Source organism: Spirillospora sp. NPDC047279 (genome assembly GCF_040643285.1).
In the GTDB taxonomy this organism is placed as follows: Bacteria; Actinomycetota; Actinomycetes; order Streptosporangiales; family Streptosporangiaceae; genus Spirillospora.
Genome location: NZ_JBEYUA010000005.1, coordinates 536,301 through 558,430 on the forward strand (window position 1 = coordinate 536,301; position 22,130 = coordinate 558,430).

22 protein-coding genes and 2 pseudogenes are annotated in these 22,130 nt (G+C 72.7%); 9 read left to right on the forward strand and 15 right to left on the reverse strand.

From position 1 onward, the window contains the following. The first annotated feature begins 113 nt into the window (after positions 1 to 113). Positions 114 to 932: a patatin-like phospholipase family protein gene (locus ABZ810_RS15950; protein ID WP_358403549.1), complete on the forward strand. Its 819-nt coding sequence runs from the start codon at positions 114 to 116 to the stop codon at positions 930 to 932. Here the strand turns inward: ABZ810_RS15950 and ABZ810_RS15955 are convergent. The 4 genes and pseudogenes from ABZ810_RS15955 to ABZ810_RS15970 all read right to left on the reverse strand — a co-directional run bounded on the left by ABZ810_RS15955 (position 929) and on the right by ABZ810_RS15970 (position 3,720). Beyond that, on the reverse strand, positions 929 to 1,273 hold the full coding sequence (locus tag ABZ810_RS15955; RefSeq protein WP_358403551.1) for a hypothetical protein: 345 nt from the start codon (positions 1,271 to 1,273) through the stop codon (positions 929 to 931). The two genes, ABZ810_RS15950 and ABZ810_RS15955, sit on opposite strands and share 4 nt — an antisense overlap. Positions 1,274 to 1,385: 112 nt before the next feature. Beyond that, positions 1,386 to 1,742 carry a hypothetical protein gene (locus ABZ810_RS15960; protein ID WP_358403668.1) on the reverse strand — a complete coding sequence of 119 codons (357 nt, stop codon included), beginning with the start codon at positions 1,740 to 1,742 and terminating at the stop codon, positions 1,386 to 1,388. A gap of 223 nt (positions 1,743 to 1,965) precedes the next feature. Beyond that, a pseudogene (locus ABZ810_RS15965) lies at positions 1,966 to 2,205 on the reverse strand (NAD(P)H-binding protein); the annotation flags it as partial. Between the two features lie 714 nt (positions 2,206 to 2,919). Further along, positions 2,920 to 3,720: an SAM-dependent methyltransferase gene (locus ABZ810_RS15970; RefSeq protein ID WP_358403552.1), complete on the reverse strand. Its 801-nt coding sequence runs from the start codon at positions 3,718 to 3,720 to the stop codon at positions 2,920 to 2,922. Positions 3,721 to 3,880: 160 nt separating this feature from the next. Here ABZ810_RS15970 and ABZ810_RS15975 point away from each other — a divergent pair, with 160 nt between their 5' ends. The 3 genes from ABZ810_RS15975 to ABZ810_RS15985 all read left to right on the forward strand — a co-directional run bounded on the left by ABZ810_RS15975 (position 3,881) and on the right by ABZ810_RS15985 (position 8,538). Beyond that, positions 3,881 to 4,774, forward strand: a complete 894-nt coding sequence (locus tag ABZ810_RS15975; RefSeq protein ID WP_358403554.1) for a TIGR03620 family F420-dependent LLM class oxidoreductase — start codon at positions 3,881 to 3,883, stop codon at positions 4,772 to 4,774. Beyond that, positions 4,771 to 5,646, forward strand: coding sequence for an alpha/beta hydrolase (locus tag ABZ810_RS15980; RefSeq protein ID WP_358403555.1), 876 nt, complete (start codon positions 4,771 to 4,773; stop codon positions 5,644 to 5,646). The genes ABZ810_RS15975 and ABZ810_RS15980 overlap by 4 nt, the downstream gene beginning before the upstream one ends. Before the next feature lie 1,416 nt (positions 5,647 to 7,062). Then, positions 7,063 to 8,538, forward strand: a complete 1,476-nt coding sequence (locus tag ABZ810_RS15985; protein ID WP_358403556.1) for a DHA2 family efflux MFS transporter permease subunit — start codon at positions 7,063 to 7,065, stop codon at positions 8,536 to 8,538. A gap of 280 nt (positions 8,539 to 8,818) precedes the next feature. Here the strand turns inward: ABZ810_RS15985 and ABZ810_RS15990 are convergent, their stop codons facing one another. From ABZ810_RS15990 to ABZ810_RS16005, 4 genes are all read right to left on the reverse strand, one after another. After that, on the reverse strand, positions 8,819 to 9,145 hold the full coding sequence (locus ABZ810_RS15990; RefSeq protein ID WP_358403558.1) for a cupin domain-containing protein: 327 nt from the start codon (positions 9,143 to 9,145) through the stop codon (positions 8,819 to 8,821). A gap of 244 nt (positions 9,146 to 9,389) precedes the next feature. After that, entirely contained in the window at positions 9,390 to 10,253 is an 864-nt protein-coding gene (locus ABZ810_RS15995) for an NAD(P)H-binding protein (RefSeq protein WP_358403559.1), read from the reverse strand. A 71-nt stretch (positions 10,254 to 10,324) separates the two neighbouring features. Beyond that, positions 10,325 to 11,257 carry a MerR family transcriptional regulator gene (locus ABZ810_RS16000; protein ID WP_358403561.1) on the reverse strand — a complete coding sequence of 311 codons (933 nt, stop codon included), beginning with the start codon at positions 11,255 to 11,257 and terminating at the stop codon, positions 10,325 to 10,327. A gap of 86 nt (positions 11,258 to 11,343) precedes the next feature. Next, positions 11,344 to 11,751: a RidA family protein gene (locus ABZ810_RS16005; protein ID WP_358403562.1), complete on the reverse strand. Its 408-nt coding sequence runs from the start codon at positions 11,749 to 11,751 to the stop codon at positions 11,344 to 11,346. Between the two features lie 58 nt (positions 11,752 to 11,809). Between ABZ810_RS16005 and ABZ810_RS16010 the strand changes: the two genes are divergently transcribed. Together ABZ810_RS16010 and ABZ810_RS16015 are read left to right on the forward strand one after the other, a co-directional pair. Continuing rightward, complete coding sequence (locus ABZ810_RS16010; protein WP_358403563.1) at positions 11,810 to 12,421, forward strand: TetR/AcrR family transcriptional regulator; 612 nt, start codon at positions 11,810 to 11,812, stop codon at positions 12,419 to 12,421. A gap of 125 nt (positions 12,422 to 12,546) precedes the next feature. Further along, positions 12,547 to 13,029, forward strand: coding sequence for a cupin domain-containing protein (locus tag ABZ810_RS16015; protein WP_358403564.1), 483 nt, complete (start codon positions 12,547 to 12,549; stop codon positions 13,027 to 13,029). Between the two features lie 28 nt (positions 13,030 to 13,057). Here ABZ810_RS16015 and ABZ810_RS16020 read toward each other — a convergent pair. From ABZ810_RS16020 to ABZ810_RS16030, 3 genes and pseudogenes are all read right to left on the reverse strand, one after another. Next, a pseudogene (locus ABZ810_RS16020) lies at positions 13,058 to 14,494 on the reverse strand (MFS transporter); the annotation flags it as partial. Beyond that, a complete protein-coding gene (locus tag ABZ810_RS16025) occupies positions 14,380 to 15,927 on the reverse strand; it encodes an acyl-CoA synthetase (protein ID WP_358403566.1) in 1,548 nt (515 codons plus the stop codon). The pseudogene ABZ810_RS16020 and the gene ABZ810_RS16025, both read right to left, overlap by 115 nt. Positions 15,928 to 15,986: 59 nt before the next feature. Then, a complete protein-coding gene (locus ABZ810_RS16030; RefSeq protein ID WP_358403568.1) occupies positions 15,987 to 16,214 on the reverse strand; it encodes a DUF397 domain-containing protein in 228 nt (75 codons plus the stop codon). Positions 16,215 to 16,411: 197 nt separating this feature from the next. Between ABZ810_RS16030 and ABZ810_RS16035 the strand changes: the two genes are divergently transcribed. Next, entirely contained in the window at positions 16,412 to 17,026 is a 615-nt protein-coding gene (locus tag ABZ810_RS16035) for an ATP-binding protein (protein WP_358403570.1), read from the forward strand. A 175-nt stretch (positions 17,027 to 17,201) separates the two neighbouring features. Here ABZ810_RS16035 and ABZ810_RS16040 read toward each other — a convergent pair whose 3' ends face one another. From ABZ810_RS16040 to ABZ810_RS16050, 3 genes are all read right to left on the reverse strand, one after another. Then, positions 17,202 to 17,594: a hypothetical protein gene (locus ABZ810_RS16040; protein ID WP_358403572.1), complete on the reverse strand. Its 393-nt coding sequence runs from the start codon at positions 17,592 to 17,594 to the stop codon at positions 17,202 to 17,204. A gap of 87 nt (positions 17,595 to 17,681) precedes the next feature. Then, positions 17,682 to 19,064, reverse strand: a complete 1,383-nt coding sequence (locus ABZ810_RS16045) for a trehalose-6-phosphate synthase (protein WP_358403573.1) — start codon at positions 19,062 to 19,064, stop codon at positions 17,682 to 17,684. Between the two features lie 134 nt (positions 19,065 to 19,198). Continuing rightward, positions 19,199 to 19,651, reverse strand: coding sequence for a DoxX family protein (locus ABZ810_RS16050; RefSeq protein ID WP_358403574.1), 453 nt, complete (start codon positions 19,649 to 19,651; stop codon positions 19,199 to 19,201). 93 nt (positions 19,652 to 19,744) lie between these two features. Between ABZ810_RS16050 and ABZ810_RS16055 the strand changes: the two genes are divergently transcribed. Then, positions 19,745 to 20,212 (forward strand): MarR family transcriptional regulator, encoded by a 468-nt coding sequence (locus tag ABZ810_RS16055; protein WP_358403576.1) that lies wholly within the window; start codon positions 19,745 to 19,747, stop codon positions 20,210 to 20,212. A gap of 3 nt (positions 20,213 to 20,215) precedes the next feature. Then, positions 20,216 to 21,283, forward strand: a complete 1,068-nt coding sequence (locus ABZ810_RS16060) for an FAD-binding protein (protein ID WP_358403578.1) — start codon at positions 20,216 to 20,218, stop codon at positions 21,281 to 21,283. Between the two features lie 118 nt (positions 21,284 to 21,401). On the opposite strand, the gene ABZ810_RS16065 is transcribed toward ABZ810_RS16060, so the two are convergent. Then, positions 21,402 to 22,130, reverse strand: coding sequence for a winged helix-turn-helix transcriptional regulator (locus tag ABZ810_RS16065; RefSeq protein ID WP_358403579.1), 729 nt, complete (start codon positions 22,128 to 22,130; stop codon positions 21,402 to 21,404).

A 22,130-nucleotide genomic window follows, 5' to 3' on the forward strand; every position in this document is an offset into this window, starting at 1 on the left:
GTCCAGTTGGGGTGGTGTGTGGGGTGGGGATGGTTGGGAGGAGGAGGGTCGGTCGTTGGTCTTCGGTCCAAGAGCCGATGTCGACGGTGGCGGCGGCTTTCTAGCATCGGGGCATGAGTTATGAACCTGGTGAATCCGATGTGGCGGTCGTTCTGGGGCCTGGTGGTCCGGTTGGGACGGCGTGGCTTCTGGGGCTGGCTGCGGGGTTGCGCAGAGCGGGTGCTGACCTGGCCGGGGCCGACCTCATCGTTGGGACGTCGGCGGGCGCGATCGCGGGTGCGGCCATCGCGACGGGGCGGGATCTGGACGAGCTCGCTGAGGTGCCGCCAAGACGGCCGGACGAGGCGGGTGAGGATCCTTCTGTGATGCTTCGTGTCTTCGAGATCCTGAACGAGCCGGGTGCGGACCGGCGTGAGGCGCTGCGCCGGGTCGGCGTTCTCGCCTCCGAGGCGAACGCGGAGCCGCAGGAGGTGCACGTCGCCGCCATGGAACGGCTGGTCGCACGCACGTGGCCGGACGCTCGGCTGCTCGTCACCGCCGTGGACGTCGATCGGGGCGAGCCGGTGGTGTGGACGCGGGACAGCGGCGTGGCGCTGCATGTGGCCGTCGCGTCCAGCAGTGCCGCGCCGGGCTATGTGGAGCCGATCTCCGTGGGGGAACGGCGGTATGCGGACGGTGCGCTGGGCGGGGGTTCCAACGGCCACCTCGCGGCCGGTGCGGGTGCGGTGATCCTCATCGAGCCGATGCCGTTCCCGGGCGCGCCGGTCGAGGCCGATGTACGGATCTCGCCGGACGAGGCCGCGCGGGAGGCGTTCGGGCCGGACGTGGGTGACCGGAGCCGGTGGGCGGACGTCTTCAAGGCGGGCCTGCGTCAGGCGGCTGCTGTTGCTGAAGGGGTCGGTCCGGTTCTCCGGCGGGAGGCGGCTTCCTAGCGGGATCTGCGAAACCCGCGCCGACGCGGGTTTTCGGCGGGAACGACGACGAAGATCGACACCAGCACCCTCTTGTAGTGGCCTTCGGCGCGCAGGCTGGTGGCGTCCTCGGCGTGCTCCCGCTGGAACACGTCGACGTCCAGGAAGTCGGCCCATCGTTGGATCTCGGCGCGCGCCGCGGCGGCCACCTCGGGATCGTCGGAGTTCGAGGAGACCAGCTGTCCGTCGAGCTGGGCGCGCTCCAGCCGGTAGATGCTCCAGTAGGCGGCGGGGAGGTCTTCGGAGAGGAGCTCGACGAGCACCTGCGCCGACTTCAGCTGAAGGGACACGTCACTGGTCACGTTCGTACCGTATGCCCGACACATGAATCGAGGGACGCCGCCGCGGCCTCACCCTGTGAACGAGGCGCGCGAGGCCCCCAGCGCGCCGGAGACTCGGCGCGCCGAGTGGTGACTAGCGGAATGCTTCGGCGTTCTCCTGCGCCCACTGGGCGAAGGTCCGGGCGGGGCGTCCGAGGATGTTCTCGACGGTGGGCACTACCGTGTACGCCTCTTTCGGCGGGTCGGCGTACCAGCCGACGACGTGGTCGATCGCCTCCTGCGAGGCTCCCGCGTCGCGCATCCGGTCGCGTGCCTGCCGCTCGGTCAGTTCCACGAACTGGATCTCGCGCCCGAGGGCCTCCCCCAGGACGGCGAGCTTCCGCGGCATGTCCAGGATCTCGGGGCCGGTCATCACGTACTCCTTGCCCGCGTGGCCGTCCTCCGTGAACGTCCTGGCGGCCACGGCGCCGATGTCGGCCTCGTGGATCATGGCGCTGGGGGGTGGCGCCGAACGGCTCGCGCACCACGCCCTCGGCCCTGACGGAGTTCGCCCAGAAGAGGGCGTTGGACATGAACTCCTGCGGCTGAAGGGTGGTCCACGGCAGTCCCTCCGCCGCCACGGCCTCCTCGACCGGGCCCGGTTCGCCGCTCCACAACATCGTCATCTGGCGGACGCCGGCCTCGGCGGCCAGGCGGGCGATCTGCGGGCCGGTGCGCAGCGGAGCACCGTCCGCCGCGTCAAAGGTGATCAGGTGGACGCCGGTCACGCCGTCCAGCGCGGGCACGAGGCTGCCGGGGATGGCGGGATCACCGGCGACCACCTCGACGCCGCCGGGCACTCGCCCGCTCGCGGGGTCGCGAGTCAGCGCCCGTACCTTGTGACCCGCGGCGAGCAGCTCCTTGACCACGTGACGGCCCACGTTCCCCGTGGCCCCGGTGACCAGAATGGTCATGACGTTCCTTCCGTCGTGGGATGCCGCCACGACGCTAGAACCTCAAAATCACTTGAGGTCACTTGAGGTCACTTGAGGTCAAACGCCCGGCAGGAGGTCCAGGAGCTGCCGCGTGTGGCCGGGCAGCTCCGCCTCCGCGAAGCCGGTGATGAGGTCTCGCAGGGGCATGGGCTGGTCGACCAGGACCGCGCCCTGGAGATGAGCCGGGTGGGGACCGGTGTGTCGAGCTCGGCGACGCCCAGCGATCCGGCGAGAGCGCCGAGGGCGTCGCCCTGAGCGCGGATGCGGTCTCGGAGGCCCGCGCCGCCGCCCGCGGCCGCGGCGAGGTGCACGTACCTGCTGACGCCGGGGCACGCCGAGGTCCTGACCGGCCGCCGCGACTCGTGCTGGATCGGCGGGTACGGACGTTACCCGTCGCATCTGCAGGACCTCTGCGTCAGGGACGGGTTCACGCCGGACAGCACCGACAGCACCGACAGCACCGACAGCATGGTCGTGATGCAGGCGCTGGTGACGGACGGGCTGGGCGTCACCACCATTTCGGGCCTGGCGCTCCGGGGCCACCGGGGGGCACCGGGCGTCCGGCGTCCGGCGTCTGCACCAGGGAGATCCACGCGTCGACCCGGGACGTCTATGCGGCGACGTACGGCGAGCCGCCCGACCCGCCGCGCACCGCGCCAGGTCCTCTGAACGGAACGGCCGCGGCCGCCGGGGTCAGGGCTTGCGGGCTACGCCGCCGGTCATGAAGCGGACGTCGATCGTGCTGGCGTCGACGACCGGCTGCTCCGGGCGCCACAGCGGCAGCGGGACCAGGCCGGGCTGCAGGATCTCCAGGCCGTCGAAGAACGCGGCCAGCTCGGCGGGCGTGCGGACGCGGCCGGTGCCGAGCTGCTCCAGGAGCTGCTTCTCCAGCGCGACGGACTCGGGCGCGTCGCCGAGGCGGGTGAAGTTGGTGATGAAGAAGTACGAGCCGCTGGGCACCGCGTCGCGCAGCACCTGGACGATCCGGCCCGGGCCCTCGTCGTCGCCGAGGTGGTGCAGGATGCCGACCAGCATCACGCAGACCGGACGTTCGAAATCGATCAGTGCGCTGATCTCGGGGCGGCCCAGGAGGTCTTCGGGCTCGCGGATGTCGGCGGTCACCACGGTCGTGTTGGGGTTGTCGGCCAGGATGGCGCGGCCGTGCGCCAGCACGATCGGGTCGATGTCGACGTAGACGACGCGCGCCTCGGGGTTGACCTCCTGGGCGACCTCGTGGGTGTTGCGGACGGTCGGGAGGCCCGAGCCCAGGTCGAGGAACTGGGTGATCCCCTCGTTGGCGGCCAGGTGCCCGACGACGCGGTGCAACATCGCGCGGTTGTGCAGGGCGATGTCGCGCAGCTCCGGCATGATCTGGAGGCTGGCCTCCGCCACGGCCCGGTCCACCGCGTAGTTGTCCTTGCCTCCCAGCATCACGTCGTACACGCGCGCGGCGGTCGGGACTCCGGTGGGGATCGGCGGGGAAGACTCGGCCATGTGCACCTCAACGTCTGGGGGGACCTCTCCGGCATCGTAGTCCCGCACACCCCTCCCTAAGGCCGAAAACCCTTACGTCACAGGGCTTTTCGACAGAGTCAGCAATCTTGTCGGGTGGTGCGGTGATCTCCGGCCGGAGATGCCTGCGTACTGTGATCACATGCAGCCATCTGGGAAGAACGTAGGCATCTGGACGGGCGCGCTGGACACCCTCGCGCTGGGCGAGGCGCGGGAGGCCGTGGCCGAGCTCGACGAGCAGGGCTGGGCGTCGTTGTGGCTCCCCGAGGCGTTCGGGCGGGAGGCGCTGACGGCGGCGCAGGTCTACCTTTCGGCCAGCAGCCGCATGACCGTGGGAACGGGCATCGCCAGCATCTACGCGCGCGACGCGCTGGCCACGGCCACGGCGACGCGGACGTTGCACGCCGCGTATCCGGGACGGTTCGTGCTGGGGCTCGGCGTGTCGCACGCGCCCATGGTCGAGGGCATGAGGGGTCAGGCGTACGGCAAGCCCGTGGCGGCGATGACCGCGTACCTGGACGCGCTGGACGCCGCGCCCATGGTCGTGGCCGGCGAGAAGGAGAACGCGCCCCGCGTCCTGGCCGCCCTCGGGCCGCGCATGCTCGAGCTCGCGCGGGACCGGGCGCAGGGCGCGCACCCGTACCTGGTGACGCCCGAGCACACCGCGACGGCCCGCGAGGTGCTGGGCGCCGGGCCGCTGCTGGTGGTGGAGCAGGCGGCCGTGGTCACTCCCGCCGCCGACACCGACGACGAGGTCTTCGGCGCCATCGCGCACGGGCATCTGAAGCTCTACAGCGAGCTGCCCAACTACCGCGCCTCGTGGTTGCGGCAAGGGTTCGACGAGTCGGACCTGGTGTCCGGCGGCAGCCCGAAGCTGGCCGGCGCGATGGTCGCGCGCGGGCTGGAGGCGACCGCCGAACGGGTGCGCGCCCACTTCGACGCGGGAGCCAGCACGGTGTGCGTGCAGGTGCTGGGCGCCGACCACCGAACGGCCCCTCGCGAGGACTGGGCCCGGCTCGCCGAAGCGCTCCTGTGACCGCCCGGCCGCCCGTGGCCGGCGGCTGGCCACCGTACGCGGAATGGCTCGCGGGCGGCCGGCGGCTCGGGTCGGCGGGCCGCGAGGTGTTCGTCCGGGTCGACGGGCCGGCGGACGGCGCGCCCGTGACGCTCCTGCACGGGTTCCCCAGCAGCAGCCACGACTGGGCGCCGGTGCTCCCCGCTCTCACCGCGCGCCACCGGGTGCTCAGCCTGGACTTCCTCGGGTTCGGCGACAGCGACAAGCCGGCCGGTCACCGCTACGACCTGTTCGAGCAGGCCGATCTGGTCGAGGAGGCGTGGCGTGCGGTGGAGTTCCCCGCCGGCGGCGCGCTGGTCGCGCACGACTACGGCGTGACCGTCGCGCAGGAGCTGCTCGCCCGCGGCGTTCCGCTGGAACGGGTGGCGTGGCTGAACGGCGGCGTCTACCCCGACCTGCACCGGCCGGTGCCCGCGCAGGAGGCGCTGGCCGGCCCCGGCGGCGCGGAACTGGCCGCCGTGCTCACCCCGGACATGCTGGCCGACGCCCTCCGCCCCCTCCTGCACCGGCCGGTGCCCGACGAGATCGTGAACGACCTGGCGAACGCGGCGGCGCGGCGCGACGGCCTGCGCAACGCCCACCTGCTGATCGGCTACATGGAACAGCGCCGCGAGAACGCCGACCGCTGGGTCTCCGCGTTCGAGGGCTCCGGGCTTCCCTACGGGTTCGTCTGGGGCATGCGCGACCCGGTCAGCGGCGGGCACGTCATGCAACGCCTCCAGGAACGTTTCCCCGACGCCTCGATCACCCCCCTCCAGGACGTCGGCCACTACCCCCAGGTAGAAGCCCCCGAAGAGACCGCCATCGCCCTGGCGACCTTCCTCACCCCCTAACACGCGCCACCCCCAGCCGCGCCAGACGCCGCACCCCAAAGTCGCGGCCCCCCGGGACGCCGCGCCCTGGGACGCCGCGCCCCGGCGGGCCGCGCTCCGGGGGCAGTGGCCGGACGCCGTGGCCCGGACGCCGTGACCCGGACGCCGGGGCTCAGGTGCCGGGACTCGGAGGCCGGGGCTCGGAGGCCGGGGCTCAGGGGCCGGGGCTCAGGGGCCGGGACTCGGAGGCCGGGACTCGGAGGCCGGGACTCGGAGGCCGGGGCTCGGAGGCCGGGGCTCGGAGGCCGGGGCTCAGGGGCCGGGGCTCGGGGGGCGGGGCTCGGAGGCCGGGGCTCGGAGGCCGGGGCTCGGAGGCCGGGGCTCAGGGGCCGGGGCTCGGGGGGCGGGGCACGGAGGCCGGGGCTCGGAGGCCGGGGCTCAGGTGCCGGGGCTCGGGGGGCGGGGCTCGGAGGCCGGGGCTCAGGGGCCGGGGCTCGGAGGCCGGGGCTCGGAGGCCGGGGCTCGGAGGCCGGGGCACGGAGGCCGGGGCTCAGGGGCCGGGGCTCGGGGGGCGGGGCACGGAGGCCGGGGCTCAGGTGCCGGGACTCGGAGGCCGGGGCACGGAGGCCGGGGCACGGAGGCCGGGGCTCAGGAGCCGGGGCTCGGGGGGCGGGGCACGGAGGCCGGGGCTCAGGTGCCGGGACTCGGAGGCCGGGGCACGGAGGCCGGGGCTCAGGTGCCGGGACTCGGAGGCCGGGGCTCGGAGGCCGGGGCTCAGGTGCCGGGACTCGGAGGCCGGGGCTCAGGTGCCGGGGCTCGGGGGGCGGGGCACGGAGGCCGGGGCTCGGAGGCCGGGGCTCAGGTGCCGGGGCTCGGGGGGCGGGGCACGGAGGCCGGGGCTCAGGTGCCGGGACTCGGAGGCCGGGGCTCGGAGGCCGGGGCTCGGGGGCGGGGCTCGGGAGTGGGGGTGCGGGACGGGTGTGGTGCGGGTCACAGATGAGTTTTCGGGGCGGGGCTGGTCTGTCCCTCTGACAGCGAGAGCTCGGAGGGCGTGATGAGGGGGAGGTCTCTCACTCACCGCCACCTGGTGCTTCCGCTGCGGCAACGTCCTGCTCACCTGCGCGGGCAGAGGCGATGTCAGGTACATCACACCTGCTTGACCTCCAGTCAGGTGGAGGTTCGATCCTTGATCCACAGACCAGCACAGACTGTCAGAGGTCCCCGGAATACTCCCGGACCGACGGCGGTTTAATCGCTCGCAAAGTGTCAGTCACTGCAGTATTTTCCACTGGCACCCCCAACACATCATTGACTCCTTACGCCCGCGTGCCCGGGCCTGACGATTGGAAGTTCCTCTTGACCGCCCCAGCGTCCCCAAAGGTGGCCGACGGACCCTTGGAACCGCCCCGCGGTTCCGCCGGTGGCCTTGACCGTGGCGTGCTCGCGGTGGCCATGGTCGTCGTGCTCGGCGCCATCATGTCCATCCTCGACGTGACCGTGGTCAACGTCGCGATCAACGACCTCGCCCGCGAGTTCGAGACCTCGCTGGCGACCATCCAGTGGGTGACCACGGGCTACACGCTCGCACTGGCCACCGTGATCCCGATCACCGGCTGGGCCTCGGCGCGCTTCGGCACCAAGCGCCTTTACATGATCTCGATCGCGCTCTTCGTGATCGGCTCGATCGCGGCGGGCTTCGCCTGGTCGGCCGAGTCGCTCATCGCGTTCCGCGTCCTGCAGGGCCTGGGCGGCGGCATGATCATGCCGGCCGGCATGACGATCCTGACCCAGGCCGCGGGCCCGTCCCGGGTGGGCCAGGTCATGAGCGTCGTCGGCATCCCGATGTTGCTCGGCCCCATCCTCGGCCCGATCCTCGGCGGCTGGCTCGTCGACGACGTCTCCTGGCGCTGGATCTTCTTCATCAACCTGCCGATCGGCATCGTCGCCCTGTTCCTCGCGGCGCGGATCCTCAAGAAGGACACCCCCAAGCGCGGCGAACGCCTCGACGTCCTCGGGCTGATCTTCCTCTCCCCCGGTCTGGCCAGCCTGATCTACGGCCTGGCCAAGGGCGCGGAGCTCGGCGACTTCACCAAGCTCGAGGCGCTCATCCCGACCGTCGCCGGCGCCCTGCTGACGATCGCGTTCGTGTTCCGCGCGCTGAGCGCCAAGAGCCCGCTGATCGATCTGCGCCTGCTCAAGCGCCGTTCGGTCGCCGCGGCCTCCGGCACCATGGTCCTGTTCATGGCCGCGTTCATGGGCGCCATGCTGCTGATGCCGCTCTACTACCAGTGGGTGCGCGGTGAGGGCGCCCTGATGTCCGGTCTGCTCCTGGCCCCGCAGGGCCTGGGCGCCATGATCACCATGCCGATCGGCGGCAAGCTCACCGACCGGCTGGGCCCCGGCCGCGTCGTCCTGGTCGGCATGACCGTGGTGGTCCTGTCGGTCAGCGGCTTCGCCGCCCTGCTCCAGCACGACACCTCGTACTGGGCGCTCGGCTCCGTCCTCTTCGTGATGGGCCTCGGCATGGGCATGACGATGATGCCGACCATGGCCGCGGCCATCCAGACCCTCGTCCACGACGAGGTCCCGCGGGCCAGCACGATGCTCAACATCATCCAGCAGGTCTCCGCGTCCATCGGTACCGCCATGATCTCGGTCCTGCTGGCCAACCAGCTGGCGTCCAAGCTCGGTGAGGGCGGTTCCGGCGGCGGTGGCGGCGGCGAGGCCGGCGGCGGCCTGGGCGCCATCCCGGACGCGGTCCGCGAGAAGATCGCGCCCATGATGGCGGACGCCTTCCAGCACACCTTCTGGTGGGCCGCGGCGCTCCTGCTCTTCGCCTTCCTGCCGGCGCTCCTGCTGCCGCGCAAGAAGCCGGACGTCCCGGTGGCGGACGCTCCGATGCCGATGCACTAGGCGACACCACCGGCGCACCGGGCATCACCCGGGCGCCGAGCATCACCCGGGCACCGCATCACCCGGGCACTGACGACGCCCCGGGCGGGGACTCTCCCCCGCCCGGGGCGTCGTCATGTCCGGGACGGAACGGAATGAGAAGGCGACGGCGCTCGCCCGCTCCCGTCCCGCCCGCTCCCGTCCCGTCCGTTCAGGTCGCGTCCGTTCAGGTCGCGTCCGTTCAGGTCGCGTCCGTTCAGGTCGCGTCCGTTCAGGTCGCGTCCGTTCAGGTCGCGTCCGTTCAGGTCCGGCCGGTGTAGGCGGGCGCGAAGACCACCAGCAGGGCCAGGTCCTCGGTGATGTCGACGAACCGGTGGGCCTCCCCCGCCGGGACGAAGATCAGGTCCCCGGGCTCGACGGGCGCCTCGCCGGAGTCGGTGACCACCCGCGCCCGGCCGGCGGTGACCAGGTAGATCTCGTCCTCCCGGTGCGGCGTCTGGTCATCGGAACCGCCGGCGGGGATCAGGTAGGTCCCGGCCGACAGCCGCTCGCTGCGGAGGTGTTCGACGTAGTCGCCGGACACCGCGCCGGGTGCGGCGCGGGTCCCGGGGCCCTTGATCAGCTGCATGGACGCAGGTTAGCCGCCCGTCAGAGGTCGTACTCGTCGGAGAGGCGCAGCGCCGGCCTGGAGGCCGAGCGGCGCCGCGCGGCCCGCCTGCGAGCCGCCTACGACGAAGCCCTCGCCACCCCCACCCATGGCACCCGAGCCCATGGCCCCGGCGGCCATAGCCCCCGCAGCCGCTCGGGGAACCGCGCGCCCTGACGTGTCAGGGGCCTCGGTGGCCGGCGGCCTCGGTGGCCGGCGCCTGGGGTCAGGCGGTGAGCTGGGTGCGGGCCCAGGCTGCGAGGGGGGTGGGCGTGGTGGTGATCAGGTCGCGCGGCGGGTCGGGGCGCAGGCCGCGCGTTCCCGTGGACATGCCAACGATGCCGTCGACCGCGGTGGGCGGCAGCCCGGCGGCGAGCATGCCGGCGCGGGCCTCGTCGTCGCTGACGGCGTTCAGCTCGACCGGGCGGTCCAGGACGTCGGAGAGGATCTCGGTCACCCGCCTGAAGCTCAGGTCCTCGGGGCCGTGGACGCCCTGCACGATCCGCCCGCTCCAGTGCTCGTTGAGCAGCCGGGCGGCGACCACCTCGCCGATGTCGCGCGGGTCGACCCAGGGCACGGGCTGGTCGGGGTCCGCGGACGTGGTCAGGACCCCGCCGTCCAGCATGCCCAGGTCCGGCAGCAGGTTGGTGAAGAAGTAGCCGTTGCGCAGGTGCAGCACGTCGGCGCCGGTGGTGTCGAGGGCCTCCTCGATCCGGCCCAGCGCGTCGATGTGCCCGGCGCCCTCGCGCAGTTCCGCGCCGGCGCTGCTGAGCAGCACGACGCGCTCCACGTCCCCGGCGCGGGCGGCGTCGATCAGCGGGGCGGCGGTGCGCAGCGAGGTCTCGACGGGGTTCTCGACGACGTGCGGGGTCGGGTCGACCCAGAACACCGTCCGAGCCCCCTTCACCGACGTCCGCACGTAGTCGGGGTCGGTCAGGTCCCCCTGGAGGGCCTCCACCCGTTCCCGCGTCGGCGCGTCCAGCCGCGCCGGGTCGCGGACGAGAACGCGCGGGCGGGCCCCGGCCTGGAGCAGCACCCGGACGACGCGCGAGCCCACGTGCCCGGTCGGAGTGGTGACGACGATCGACATTTCACTTCCCCCTGATCTCGTTCGGCGCTTACCTCCCCGACCCTACGAACGAATGCGGTCATCTACCGACCTCATTCGCTCCCGGCGAGCGGATGGTGCCCGAGGGCCGCCAGGAACCAGCCGATCTCGCGGCGCGGATGGTCGGGCGGGGACCAGCCGTTGACGATCGAGAGCAGGACGAGATACCGCTCGCGGCGCGGGTCGTTGGCGGCCGAGAGGTAGGCGGCCAGGTGCGCGCGCAGGCCGACGTCGTCGGGACGGCCCTGGAAGCCGGCGTGGGCGGCGGAGATCGCCGCGACGGCCTCGGCGGCCTCGGGCGAGTCCGGGGCGGCTCCGGCGGCGAGCAGCGGCGGCACGGTCTCGGCGACCAGCGCGACGGTGTGCTTGCGGGGCGGCCCGGTGTCCTGCCGGGCGTGGCCGGTGAACAGGCCGCGCATCAGCGAACGGAACGCCGGGTCCTGGGTGAGCTCGGCCAGCTCGACCCAGGCCTCCAGCTGCTCGGACGTCGGGTCGTCGGGCAGTTCGGGGGCGAGCGACCGCCGGACGACGCGCGGCAGCGGCCCGTCGGCCGGGTCACCGAAGGCGCTGTCGAGGAAGTCGGCGACGAGCGTGTCACGTTCGGCGGCGGACAGCCGGGCGAGCCGGTGCATGAGATCCATCTCCTCGGGGGTGGAGCCGCGCCGGGCGGCCGCCGACAACACCGCGTGCCGGAGCCGGAGCACCCGCATCTGCACGGCGACGGCAGCGGCGTGGACGGCGGCGACCTCGGCGGCCGGCACCTCGCGGTCAACGATCTTCTGGACGGTGGCGAGGTCGAGCCCCAGGTCGCGCAGCGTGCGCACCAGGCCGAGCCGCGCGACGGCCCCGGCCCCGTACCGGCGGTGCCCGGACGCCGTCCGCGACACCGGCAGGAGCCCCCGTTCGGAGTAGAACCGCACGGTCTTGACCGTGAGCCCGCTCATCCGCGCGAGCTCGCCGATCGAGTAGAGCGCCTCCCCGTTCATGCCCTCACCCTGGCACCTCCCCCGAGGGGAGATTCAAGCCGCCGCCGTCAGCCGCCGTGATCAGTCGACGCCGTCAGCCGCCGCGGTCAGTCGACGACGGCGGTGGCCTCGACCTCGACCAGCAGGTCGGGCTCGCCGAGGGCGGCGACGCCCAGCAGCGTGATGGGCTTGACGGGGTCGACCGCGAGCTTGGCGGCGGCGCGGGCGACGCCCTCCCCCAGCTGCGGCAGCTTGTCGGGCGTCCAGTCCACGATGTAGACGGTCAGCTTGGCGACGTCGTCGAACGTCGCGCCGATCGCCGCCAGCGCCGTGCCGATGTTGAGGTAGGCCTGCTCGACCTGGGCGGCGAGGTCACCCTCGCCGACCTTGCGGCCGTCGGCGTCGCGGGCCACCTGGCCCGCCAGGAACACCAGCTTCGAGCCGGTCGCGACCGACATCTGCCGGTAGACGTCGGGCTTCGGCAGTCCGTCGGGGTTGATCAGGGTCACGGCCATGTCGGGCTCCTCGCGTCGTCGGTCCTCAAAACATAGCATTGTTATGTATTGTGGGGCCATGGTGAGGACGAAGGACCCGGCGGTGCGGGCCATGCTGATCGAACGGGCCGCCCAGATGCTCGCCGCCCGGGAGCCGATCACGCTGCGGTCGCTGGTCGCCGGGACGGGCGTCTCAACGATGGCGCTCTACACCTACTTCGGCGGCATGGACGGCCTGTGGAAGGCGGTGCGCCAGGAGGGGTTCACGCGGCTGGCGGCCCGGCTGGCGACGATCCCGGCGACGGCCGACCCGGTGACGGACCTGACCGCGCTCGGCGCCGCCTACCTGGCCAACGCGCTGGCCAACCCCGATCTCTACCGGGTGATGTTCGAGGCCGGGTTCGAGCTCGAGGACGCGGCGGCGGCCGACGAGACCCTGCACTACCTCGTGCAGGGTGTCGAACGGGCCACGGCCGCCGGACGTTTCCGGGCCGGCGTCGACCCGCTGGAGCTGGCCGTCCAGAGCTGGACCATCGGCCACGGCCTGGCGTCCCTGGTGGTCACCGGCCCCCTGCCGGAGGCCGCGCTCGGCCACGGCGTCCCGCTGCTGACCGCGCTCTTCACCAGCGCGGGCGACGATCCCGGGCGGTGCCGGTCGTCGGTCGAACGCGGCTGGAGCCCGGCCGTCTGAGGACACCCGCCCGGCCGGGGGGCCGGTCATCGGCAATCGTGATCACTGTGGGCGCGGACTGCTCGTTGGCCCGGCGCGCGCGGACGGGTGGACTGGACGCACGAGATCCACTCTTGGGAGGCACGATGCTCCAGCCCGACCGTCCGATCGTCGTCCACGAGAAGGACGCCGAGGTCATCGAGGGAACCGGCATGATGCGGCTGCTGGCCGACGCGCACGCCAGCGGCGGCGCGATGAGCATCAGCACGGGTGTCATCCCGGCGGGCGCCGACGGCGCCAAGCCGCATTTCCACGCCCTGTCGTGGGAGGTCTTCTACCTGCTGGACGGCACGCTGGAGATCCTGCTGGGCGAGGACGTCACGACCGTGGAACGGGGCGGGCTGGTCGCCGTCCCGCCGCGGCTGCCGCACGCGTTCGGGGCCGCGCCGGGGGCTTCGGCGGAGGCGCTGGTGTTCATCACGCCGGGTGTCGACCGGTTCGACTACTTCCGCGTTCTGCCGCGGGTCCTGCGGGGTGAGCTGCCAGCCGGGAGCTTGGCGGAGATGCACGAACGTTACGACGTTCACTTCGTGGAGAGCCCGGCGTGGGAGGAGGCCCGGAAGGGGTGACCGGCCCGTTGCGGGCGAGGGCGGCGGCCGCGGCGGTGGCGAGCGCCAGGATCCCCAGGCCCGCCAGGGCCGCGGTGACGCCCGCCGGGCCGGCGTCGAAGAGCCGGCCCACGACCAGCCCGCCGAAGAACGCGATCATGCCCGAGACGAACGCCATCACCCCGTAGTAGGCCCCGACCTGGGCGGGCGGCGCATACCTGGCGACGTTCTGGAAGCAGGCCGGTTCGATCATCCCGAACGACAGCCCGTGCAGGACCGCCACCACCATCAGGCCGGCGGCGTCGTGCTCGTTCAGCGGGATGAGCAGCAGGTAGCCGAGCCCCGAGACCGCGAGGGCGGCGCGCAGCACCCAGGCGCGTTCGGCGCGCCCGCCCGCCGCGCACCAGGGCTGGATCGCGGCCGCCACCGCCGCCAGCACGCAGAAGTAGAGCGTCCTGACGTCGGCGTCGAAGCCCTTGAGCGGGACGACGGTCATGGTCTGGGTGGGCAGCAGCGTCGTCGGGGCGGCCAGCAGGGTGAAGCGGAGGTAGGGCCGGTCGCGGAGCACCGCGCGAACCGCGGCCACCGGCCTGGCGGCGGCGCGCGGAGGGCCGCCGGGTCGCGGCGCGGGACGGGCGAACGCGCCGGGCAGCAGGGCGAACAGGCCCGCCGCCACCAGCCACGCGGCCGCCGCGACGCCGGACAGCAGGGCGAAGCCGCCGTCGGAGGTCAGCAGCAGCAGCCCGGCGGGCGGGCCCGCGACGGCGGCCGCCTGACCGGCGATCACGTTGATCCCGAAGCCGCGCGCCCGCCGTCCCGGCCGGATCGCCGCCAGCAGCGAGCGGGTGGACGGGTGGAACAGCGCGCCGCCCACGCCCAGCAGGAACGCGGCGAACGCCAGCCCGGCCGCGCCGTCGACCAGGCCCAGCAGGGCGAAGCCGGCCGCGCGCAGCAGGCAGGCCAGCACGCCGGACCGGGCCGCTCCGAGCCGGTCGGTGACCGGGCCGAGGGGCAGGTACAGCGCGTACTGGGCGGCCAGGCGCGCCCCCAGCACCAGCGCGATCGTCCCGGCGAGCATGCCCACGTCGTCGCGCAGGTGCGCGACGACGTGGGCCATGACCGCGTAGAAGCCGAGCCCGGCGGCGAGCTGGACGGCCACGACCACGGTGACGACCCGCCGGTCGCCCGGGCCGCCCGAACCGCCCGGGCCGCCCGAACCGCCCGGGCCGCCCGAACCGCCCGGGCCGCCCGAACCGCCCGGGCCGCCCGAACCGCCCGAGCCGCCCGAACCGCCCGGGCCGCCTGAACCGCCCGGGTGGCCGTGGGAGCCGCTCAGCGGGCCGCTCAGGGGGTCGTGGCGCCGCCGGAGTGTCAGGCGGGGGCGGCGCGGTGGTCTTTCCAGTACTCGTCCTTGAGGAGCCGCTTGTAGAGCTTGCCCGTCGGGTGGCGGGGCAGCTCGGCGCGGAAGTCGACCGATCGGGGGCACTTGTAGTGTGCCAGGTCGTCCCGGCAGTACGCGATCAGCTCCGCCTCGAGCTCGGGCCCGGCGTCGTCCATCGACAGCGGCTGGACGACCGCCTTGACCGACTCGCCCATCTCGGCGTCGGGGACGCCGAAGACCGCGACGTCGGCGACCTTGGGATGGACGGCCAGGACGTTCTCGGCCTCCTGCGGGTAGATGTTCACCCCGCCACTGATGATCATGTACGAACGGCGGTCGGTGAGGTAGATGAAGCCGTCCTCGTCGACGTAGCCCACGTCTCCCAGGGTGGTCCAGCCGTGGCCCCAGGGGTCGCGGGACGACTCGGTCTTGGCCTTGTCGCCGTGGTACTCGAACGTGGGCCCCTCGGCGAAGTAGAGGGTGCCCGGCGTGCCCGCGGGGAGCTCGGCGCCCTCCTCGTCGCACACGTGGACCTGGCCCAGCAGCGGCTTGCCGACGGTGCCCTTGTGCTCGAGCCAGTCGGCCGCGTTGGTGTAGACGAAGCAGTTGCCCTCGGTGCCGGCGTAGTACTCGTGCAGCACCGGCCCCCACCACTCGATCATCTGCTCCTTGACGGGCACCGGGCAGGGGGCGGCCGCGTGGACGGCGCTCTGGAGGCTCGACAGGTCGTACCGGCCGCGCACCTCGGCGGGCAGCTTCAGCATGCGGATGAACATCGTCGGCACCCACTGGCTGTGCGTCACGCGGTGGCGCTCGATCGCCGCGAGCGCCTCCTCGGGGTCGTACTTCTCCATCACCACGACGGTCGCGCCGAAGCGGTGGTAGGTGAGGCAGTAGCGCAGCGGCGCCGCGTGGTACAGCGGCGCGGGCGACAGGTAGACCGAGTCGCCGGTCGGCTGGAACAGCAGCGAGATGAGCTGGTAGAGGATGTTCGGCGCGCCCATCTCCGCCAGCGACAGCGGCGGTTTGACGCCCTTGGGCCGTCCCGTCGTGCCGGACGAGTAGAGCATGTCGGAGCCCTCGCGCTCGTCCGCGATCGGCGTCGCGGGGTGCGCGGCGACCTGCTCCTCGTACGGCTGGAAGCCCTCGGCGGTGCCGTCCAGCATCAGGCGGAGCCGCACGTTCGGCGTCTTCTGCGCGACGGCGGTGGCGGTGACCTCCAGCGCCTTGCTGCTGATGAACGCCTTGGCCTCGCAGTTGTCGACGATGTAGGCGAGTTCGTCGGGCTGCAGGCGCGAGCTGATGGCCGTGTAATAAAGCCCGGACCGCTGGGCGGCCCAGGCTATGGCCAGGAAGAGGGGATGGTTCTCGAGCATGAACGCGATGTGGTCGCCGGGGCGCAGGCCTTCCGCGTAGAGCAGCTGCGCCAGCCGGTTGGACTCCTCGTTCAGTTCCCGGTACGTGATGACCCGGCCGGAGCCCGCCATGATGACGGCGGGCTTGTCGGGCGTCTGCTCAGCGATCTGCCCCAGGTGCATGAGACCGCACGCTACCTGGCCAGAGCACTGAATGGAACGTCATTCGGTTTACTCGCCCCTCAGACGAGCATGTGATCGAAGTCGCCGTCCTTGGCTCCTCCCACGAAGGCCTCGACCTCCTCTCGGGTGTAGACGAGGACAGGACCGTCCGGGTAGCGGGAGTTGCGCACCGCGATCTCCCCGGAGGGGAGTTCCGCCATCTCGACGCAGTTGCCACTCGGATTGCTGCGTCGACTCTTCTGCCAGACGAGTTCCCAAGCAAAGAAGTCCGACAGCCCGTCGTCCATCTGTTTGCCCCCTTTGAAGGCGTCTGCACCTCCCTGCCGGGAGGCCGCGATCTCGCCCCACCCCTAGCCATGGTACGAGATGCACGTGCATTCGTTCTTGCATCCGTTCATGCAGACGGTCTTGCATCTGCACGTTGTGGGGAGCAAGATAGCGAACGCCCGCCACCGACCGACCCGCACGCCCCTGGGGTTTGACAATGATCGTTGACCAGGCAGACGTCGAAACCTTCCCCGCCGACGGTGGGCGGCGCCCTTGGAGACCACCGGCGCTCGACCACGGGCTGTGGCCCGACGCCCATCCGGCCGCCGACCAGCAACACGGCGGCGGACCTGCGGTGACCGTGGCCGTCGTACCCGGCCTCGCCGGCCGCTGGCCGACCCCGCCGTCCGGTGACCCCCGTACCGCGCGCCGCGTCCTCCGCGCCGACGCCACCTCGCCCAAATCCGCCCGCGACTTCACGCTCGCGACCCTCGCGCAGTGGGAGCTCTCCCACGCCGCCGACGACATCGTCATCGCGGTGTCCGAACTGGTGACAAACGCGTTGCGCCACGGACTGCGTGACCTGCCTCAGCCAGCGCCCGCCCACCCGATCCAGCTGGTCCTGCTCGGCCACCCCCGGCGGCTCGTCGTCGCGGTGACCGACCCGGGCCCCGGGACGCCCGAGCCCGTCGAGCAGTCCCCGGAGCGCTTCGGTGAGGGCGGTCGCGGCCTGCTGGTCGTCGGCACGATCAGCGGCGCCTGGGGCTGGGCCCCGCTCACGACCGGCGGCAAGGCGGTCTGGGCGGCGTTCGACCTCCGGTCCGCCGCCTGACCGGAGCCGCGACCCGGCACCCGCCCCGCGCGCGGTGCCGAGCCGACCACGCACGCCCCTGTCACCCGCGGGCGGACCCGAACACGCGCTCCACCCGCGGGTGCCGCCGATCCCGCGGATCGACCGCGCCCGGCCTGATCGTGCGGATCACCCCGGGCGGGAGTGATCCCGCGGGTCAGGCGCGGGCGGGGCCGATGCCGAACTTCTCGAGCATGAAGCGCCAGAAGAGCGGCACGGCGGCGCCGGCGGGCCGGGCGATGCGGGCGTCGTGCCCGGTGGTCGAACAGTGCTCGATCAGGACCCAGCCCGGGTTCGCGAGGCCGGACGACGGGGAACGCACGATCACCACGTCGACCGGGGTCTCGGCGGGCACGGGCGCGGCGGTCACCACGAGGTCGTGCATCGACGTGGTGGCGGCCAGGTGCTCGTCGGCACGGCAGGTGATGACGCTCTCCGCGATCGCGGCGAGCGGGCCGAACGCCGGGTCGGCGTCGGCCAGCTCCTGGAACGACGACGCGATCTCGGGCCAGGGGCGGGAACCGGAGTCCGGCCATCCACGCGTGCTCACCCGATCAGCGTGGCACGGCCGGGCGGGCCAGGGGAGGCGGCCGGGCGCGCTGAATACGGCCGGGCGGCCTGATACGACCGGGCGGGGCTAAGGGAGCTGGTGCGGCTGCTCCAGGGCGCTCAGGAAGTCCTGCGCCCAGCGGTCGACGTCGTGGTCGATGACCCGCTTGCGCATGGAGCGCATCCGGCGGCTCTGGTCGACCGGGTCGGCGTTGAGCGCCGCCAGCATGGTGCTCTTGAGCCCGTCGATGTCGTACGGGTTGACCTGGAAGGCGCGCTTGAGCTCGGCGGCGGCCCCGGCGAACTCGCTGAGGACCAGGGCGCCGCGCATGTCGCTGCGGCAGGCCACGTACTCCTTGGCGACGAGGTTCATGCCGTCCCGCAGCGGGGTGACGACCATGACGTCGGCGGCCAGGTAGAGCGCGGCCAGCTCGGCGCGGTCGTAGGACGTGTGCAGGTAGTGGACGACCGGGTAGCCGATCTCGCCGTACTGGCCGTTGATCCGGCCGACCTGCTGCTCGATCTGCTCGCGGAGCAGCTGGTACTGCTCGACGCGCTCGCGGCTCGGCGTCGCGATCTGGACGAAGACGGCCTGCCCCGGCTTGAGGTGGCCGTCCTCGAAGAGCTCGCCGAACGCCTGGAGGCGCTCGGAGATGCCCTTGGTGTAGTCGAGGCGGTCGACGCCGAGGAGGATGGTGGCGTCGTCGAGGTCGGTGCGGAGCTCGTCGGCCCGTTCGCGCACGGACGGCCGGCCGATGAGGTCCTGGAGCTCGCCGACGTCGACGGAGATGGGGAACGCGCGGGCGCGGACCAGCCGGTCCTCCCAGAAGACGTCCTGCTTGAGGTTGCGGGCGTCGACCAGGCGGCGGCACAGCCGCACGAAGTTGGCGGCGGCGCCCGGCAGCTGGAAGCCGACCAGGTCGGCGCCGAGCAGGCCCTCCAGGATCTGGCGCCGCCACGGCAGCTGCCAGAACAGCTCGAGCGGCGGGAACGGGATGTGCAGGAAGAAGCCGATCCGCACGTCGGGCCGCAGCTTGCGCAACATCGCCGGGACGAGCTGGAGCTGGTAGTCCTGCACCCAGACGATGGCGTCCTCGGCGGCCACCTCGGCGGCGGCGTCGGCGAAGCGCTGGTTGACGCGCACGTAGGCGTCCCACATCGCGCGGTCGTAGACGGGCGGCGCCACCACGTCGTGGTAGAGCGGCCACAGGGTGGCGTTGGAGAAGCCCTCGTAGTAGAGCTCGACGTCCTCGGCCGACTGGCGCACGGGGAACAGGTGCATCCCGTCGGTCTCGAACGGGTCCAGCTCCTCGTCGGCCGAGCCGGACCAGCCGATCCAGGTGCCCTTGCGGCTCCGCATCACCGGCGCGATGGCGCTGACCAGCCCGCCGGGGCTGCGCCGCCAGCCGTTCTCACCCCGGTCCACGGGCAACCGGTTGGCCACGACCACGAATTCACTACCGCCCGACACCCACGACCTCTTTCCGAGTAAACCTGGTGATCACATGCCCAGAAACGGTCAACAGGAACATCTTGTCATGCGGATGCGGGCCGACAGCGATCGTTGTCCGGCCGGCGACGCCGTCCGGAGAAGATCATCCTGGATCAGGCGGGAACGGTCTCACGCTCCCGCGCGCCACGGCCTCCGAAGAGGACGTGATCGACGCTGAACCGGCCGGCGCCGGTGAACGCCAGCAGCAGCGCGGTCGCGCCGAGGATCATCACGAACTCGTAGCCGCCCTTGTCGACGAAGAAGCCCTTGTCCATGTGCACGAACCAGAAGGCGCCGGCCATGTTGACCGCGAGCAGCAGGCCCGCGAGGGGGACGAGCACGCCCAGCACGAGCGCGATGCCGCCGAGCAGCTCCAGCCAGGTCGCGAACGTGGCGGACACCGAGGGCATCGGCACCCCGACGGCGTCGAACATCCTCGTGACGCCGGCATGGCCGGTCTCGGTGAGCTTCTGCCAGCCGTGCGCGATGAAGACGGCGCCGAGCGCGAGCCGCCCGATCAGCAGGCCGACGTCGGGCAGCACGGGAAAGCGGCGAGCTGGGAGCATGCTCTTCCTCCTGGAATCCGTTGATTGTTCAAAACTGAACATCAACGTAGCAGGCGTTAGTTCAAATTCGAACCACGCGTTAGAATCGGACTCGTGAACAACGACGCCCTCCACCCCACCGAACTCCGGGCCTGGCTCGGGTTCGTCGTGGCGTCCCACCTCATGGAGCAGGAGGTCGAGCGGCAGCTCAAGACCGACGGCGGCATGTCCCACGGCGAGTTCGAGATCCTCGTCAAGCTGGACCTCGCCGACGGCCACCGGCTGCGCATGTCCGACCTGGCCCGGCAGGTAATGATCTCCAAGAGCAGGCTCACCTACCAGGTGACCCAGCTCGAACGTCAGGGGCTCGTCTCGCGCTCCGACTGCCCCTCCGACCGCCGCGCCGTCTGGGCCGAGCTGACCGCCAAGGGCGCCGAGGCGCTCGCCGCGGTCCGTCCCGGGCACCGGCGGGTCGTCCGCGGCAACCTCCTCGGCCGGTTCACCGACGAGGAGCTCCAGCAGTTCGGCGATCTCGTCAACCGGATCGCCGACCACCTCCTCGAACAGCGGGACGGCCGGTAGGCCGTGCGCGACTTCGGGGGCATGATCGAGCGCACGCCCGCGGCCGTCGTGCGCCCCTCGTCCGCGCGCGACGTCGCGGCGGCCGTCCGTGACGTCCCCGGCATCGTGGCGCGCGGCCTCGGCCACTCGTCCGCGGGGCAGTCGCTCGCCGACGCCGGCGTCATCGACATGCGCGGCCTGGCGTCCGTGCACGAGGTACGGGACGGCACCGTGACCGCCGGCGCCGGGATCACCTGGCGCGAGCTGCTGGACGCCACGCTGCCGCACCGCCTGACCCCGCCGGTGCTCACCGACCACCTCGACCTGACGGTCGGCGGCACGCTCTCGGCGGGCGGCATCGGGGGCGCCTCGCACGTCCACGGCACGCAGGCGGCGAACGTCCGCGCGCTGGAGGTGGTCACCCCGGCCGGTGAGATCGTCACCTGCTCGGCGTCCGAACGCGCCGCGCTCTTCGACGCCGTGCGCGGCGGGATGGGCCGGCACGGCGTCATCACGCGCGTCACGTTGCCGCTGGTCCGCGCGCCCGAGTACGTGCTGTCCTACCGGGCCCGCCTCGCGACGGCGGCCGAGCTGATCCAGGCCCAGTACGACCTGCGCGCCGACCACGTCGCCGGCCAGTTCAAGGCCGGCGGCTACGAGATCAGGGCGGTGCTGTACGAGGGGACGTCCCCGCCCGCGGGCATGCGCCCGGACGAGGTCGAGGAGATCCCCTACCTCGACTTCGCCGACCGGATGCGTCCCGACGTCGCCGAGCTGCGCGCCCTCGGCGAGTGGGAGCGCCCGCACCCGTGGGCGACGCTGCTGCTGCCCGCGGCCCGCGCCGCCCCGTTCATCGAGACGACCCTGGACGCGATCACGCCCGCCGACCTGGGCACCAGCGGCGTCGTCATCGTGAAGCGGTTCTCCCCCGGCTGGGTGCCGATGCTCCGCGCCCCGTCGGACACGGTGCTGTTCGGCCTGCTGCGCACGGCCTCCCCCGGGTGCCGCCCGGCCGGGGAGATGTCCGCCGCCAACCAGGTGCTGCACGAACGCGTCGCCGCCCTCGGCGGCGCGCCCTATCCCCCGCGCTGACCCGGCCCGCCATACTCCGGCCCGCACTGACCCGGCCCGCGCCGATCCGGCCCGTGCCGATCCGGCCCGTGCCGATCCGGCCCGTGCCGATCCGGCCCGTGCTGACCGGGCCGCCATGCTACGGCCCGTTGTAGCCAGGGCTGCCGTGGTCGGGGGCGCGCCGGCGGGCGCGTTCGGCGGCGGTGCGCTCACCGCGCTCCGGCCAGGTGAAGAAGGCCCCCAGCCGCCGGAGCCGCCCGCCGTCGCCGGAGACGGCCATGTCACCGGCCTCGACCGCGTCGGCGAGCGCGCGGTCGCCGGTGAAGACCTCGAGGAAGGTCGCGTCGTCGGTCTCGATGACGACGTCCGGCCGGTGGGACGGACCGTGGGCGGTCTCCAGCGCGCCGTCGTCGATCTCGGCGTGGAAGATCTCCTCGCCGACCCGGAACTCGTACACCGCCCGCACGCCGGCGGCGGCCTCCGGGTTGAAGCAGGTCTTCAGGCCGAGCACCGCCCAGCCCGGGTGGAAGGCCTCGCCGTCGCGCCGTTCGCCCATCGCCCACTTCATGCCCCACGTCGCCAGCGCGAGGACGGCCGGGCCCAGCTCCGCGCCCGCGCCGGTGAGGGCGTACGCGGGGGTGCGGGCGGGCGGCGGCAGGGTGATCTTCTCCGCGAGCCCCTCCCGTTCGAGGTGTTTGAGCCGGGCCGACAGCAGGCCGGTGCCCAGCCCCCGGAGGCTGGCCTGGAGGTCGCCGAACCGCTTCGGCCCGGTCATCAGCTCGCGGATCAGCAGCAGCGTCCAGCGCTCGCCGACGATGTCGAGCGTGCGCGCGGTGGCGCAGTACTGGTTGTAGGTCCGCTGTTCCAC

Bases quoted from the DNA above. Each gene is read 5' to 3' on its own strand.
- ABZ810_RS16015 (WP_358403564.1), top strand. From the start codon at position 12,547: ATGCTCCAGCCCGACCGTCCGATCGTCGTCCACGAGAAGGACGCCGAG.
- ABZ810_RS16000 (WP_358403561.1), bottom strand. From the start codon at position 11,257: ATGAACGGGGAGGCGCTCTACTCGATCGGCGAGCTCGCGCGGATGAGC.
- ABZ810_RS15995 (WP_358403559.1), bottom strand. From the start codon at position 10,253: ATGTCGATCGTCGTCACCACTCCGACCGGGCACGTGGGCTCGCGCGTC.
- ABZ810_RS16030 (WP_358403568.1), bottom strand. From the start codon at position 16,214: ATGGACGACGGGCTGTCGGACTTCTTTGCTTGGGAACTCGTCTGGCAG.
- ABZ810_RS15975 (WP_358403554.1), top strand. From the start codon at position 3,881: ATGCAGCCATCTGGGAAGAACGTAGGCATCTGGACGGGCGCGCTGGAC.
- ABZ810_RS16010 (WP_358403563.1), top strand. From the start codon at position 11,810: ATGGTGAGGACGAAGGACCCGGCGGTGCGGGCCATGCTGATCGAACGG.
- ABZ810_RS16005 (WP_358403562.1), bottom strand. From the start codon at position 11,751: ATGGCCGTGACCCTGATCAACCCCGACGGACTGCCGAAGCCCGACGTC.
- ABZ810_RS16050 (WP_358403574.1), bottom strand. From the start codon at position 19,651: ATGCTCCCAGCTCGCCGCTTTCCCGTGCTGCCCGACGTCGGCCTGCTG.
- ABZ810_RS15960 (WP_358403668.1), bottom strand. From the start codon at position 1,742: ATGATCCACGAGGCCGACATCGGCGCCGTGGCCGCCAGGACGTTCACG.
- ABZ810_RS16035 (WP_358403570.1), top strand. From the start codon at position 16,412: ATGATCGTTGACCAGGCAGACGTCGAAACCTTCCCCGCCGACGGTGGG.
- ABZ810_RS16025 (WP_358403566.1), bottom strand. From the start codon at position 15,927: ATGCACCTGGGGCAGATCGCTGAGCAGACGCCCGACAAGCCCGCCGTC.
- ABZ810_RS15990 (WP_358403558.1), bottom strand. From the start codon at position 9,145: ATGCAGCTGATCAAGGGCCCCGGGACCCGCGCCGCACCCGGCGCGGTG.
- ABZ810_RS15970 (WP_358403552.1), bottom strand. From the start codon at position 3,720: ATGGCCGAGTCTTCCCCGCCGATCCCCACCGGAGTCCCGACCGCCGCG.
- ABZ810_RS15950 (WP_358403549.1), top strand. From the start codon at position 114: ATGAGTTATGAACCTGGTGAATCCGATGTGGCGGTCGTTCTGGGGCCT.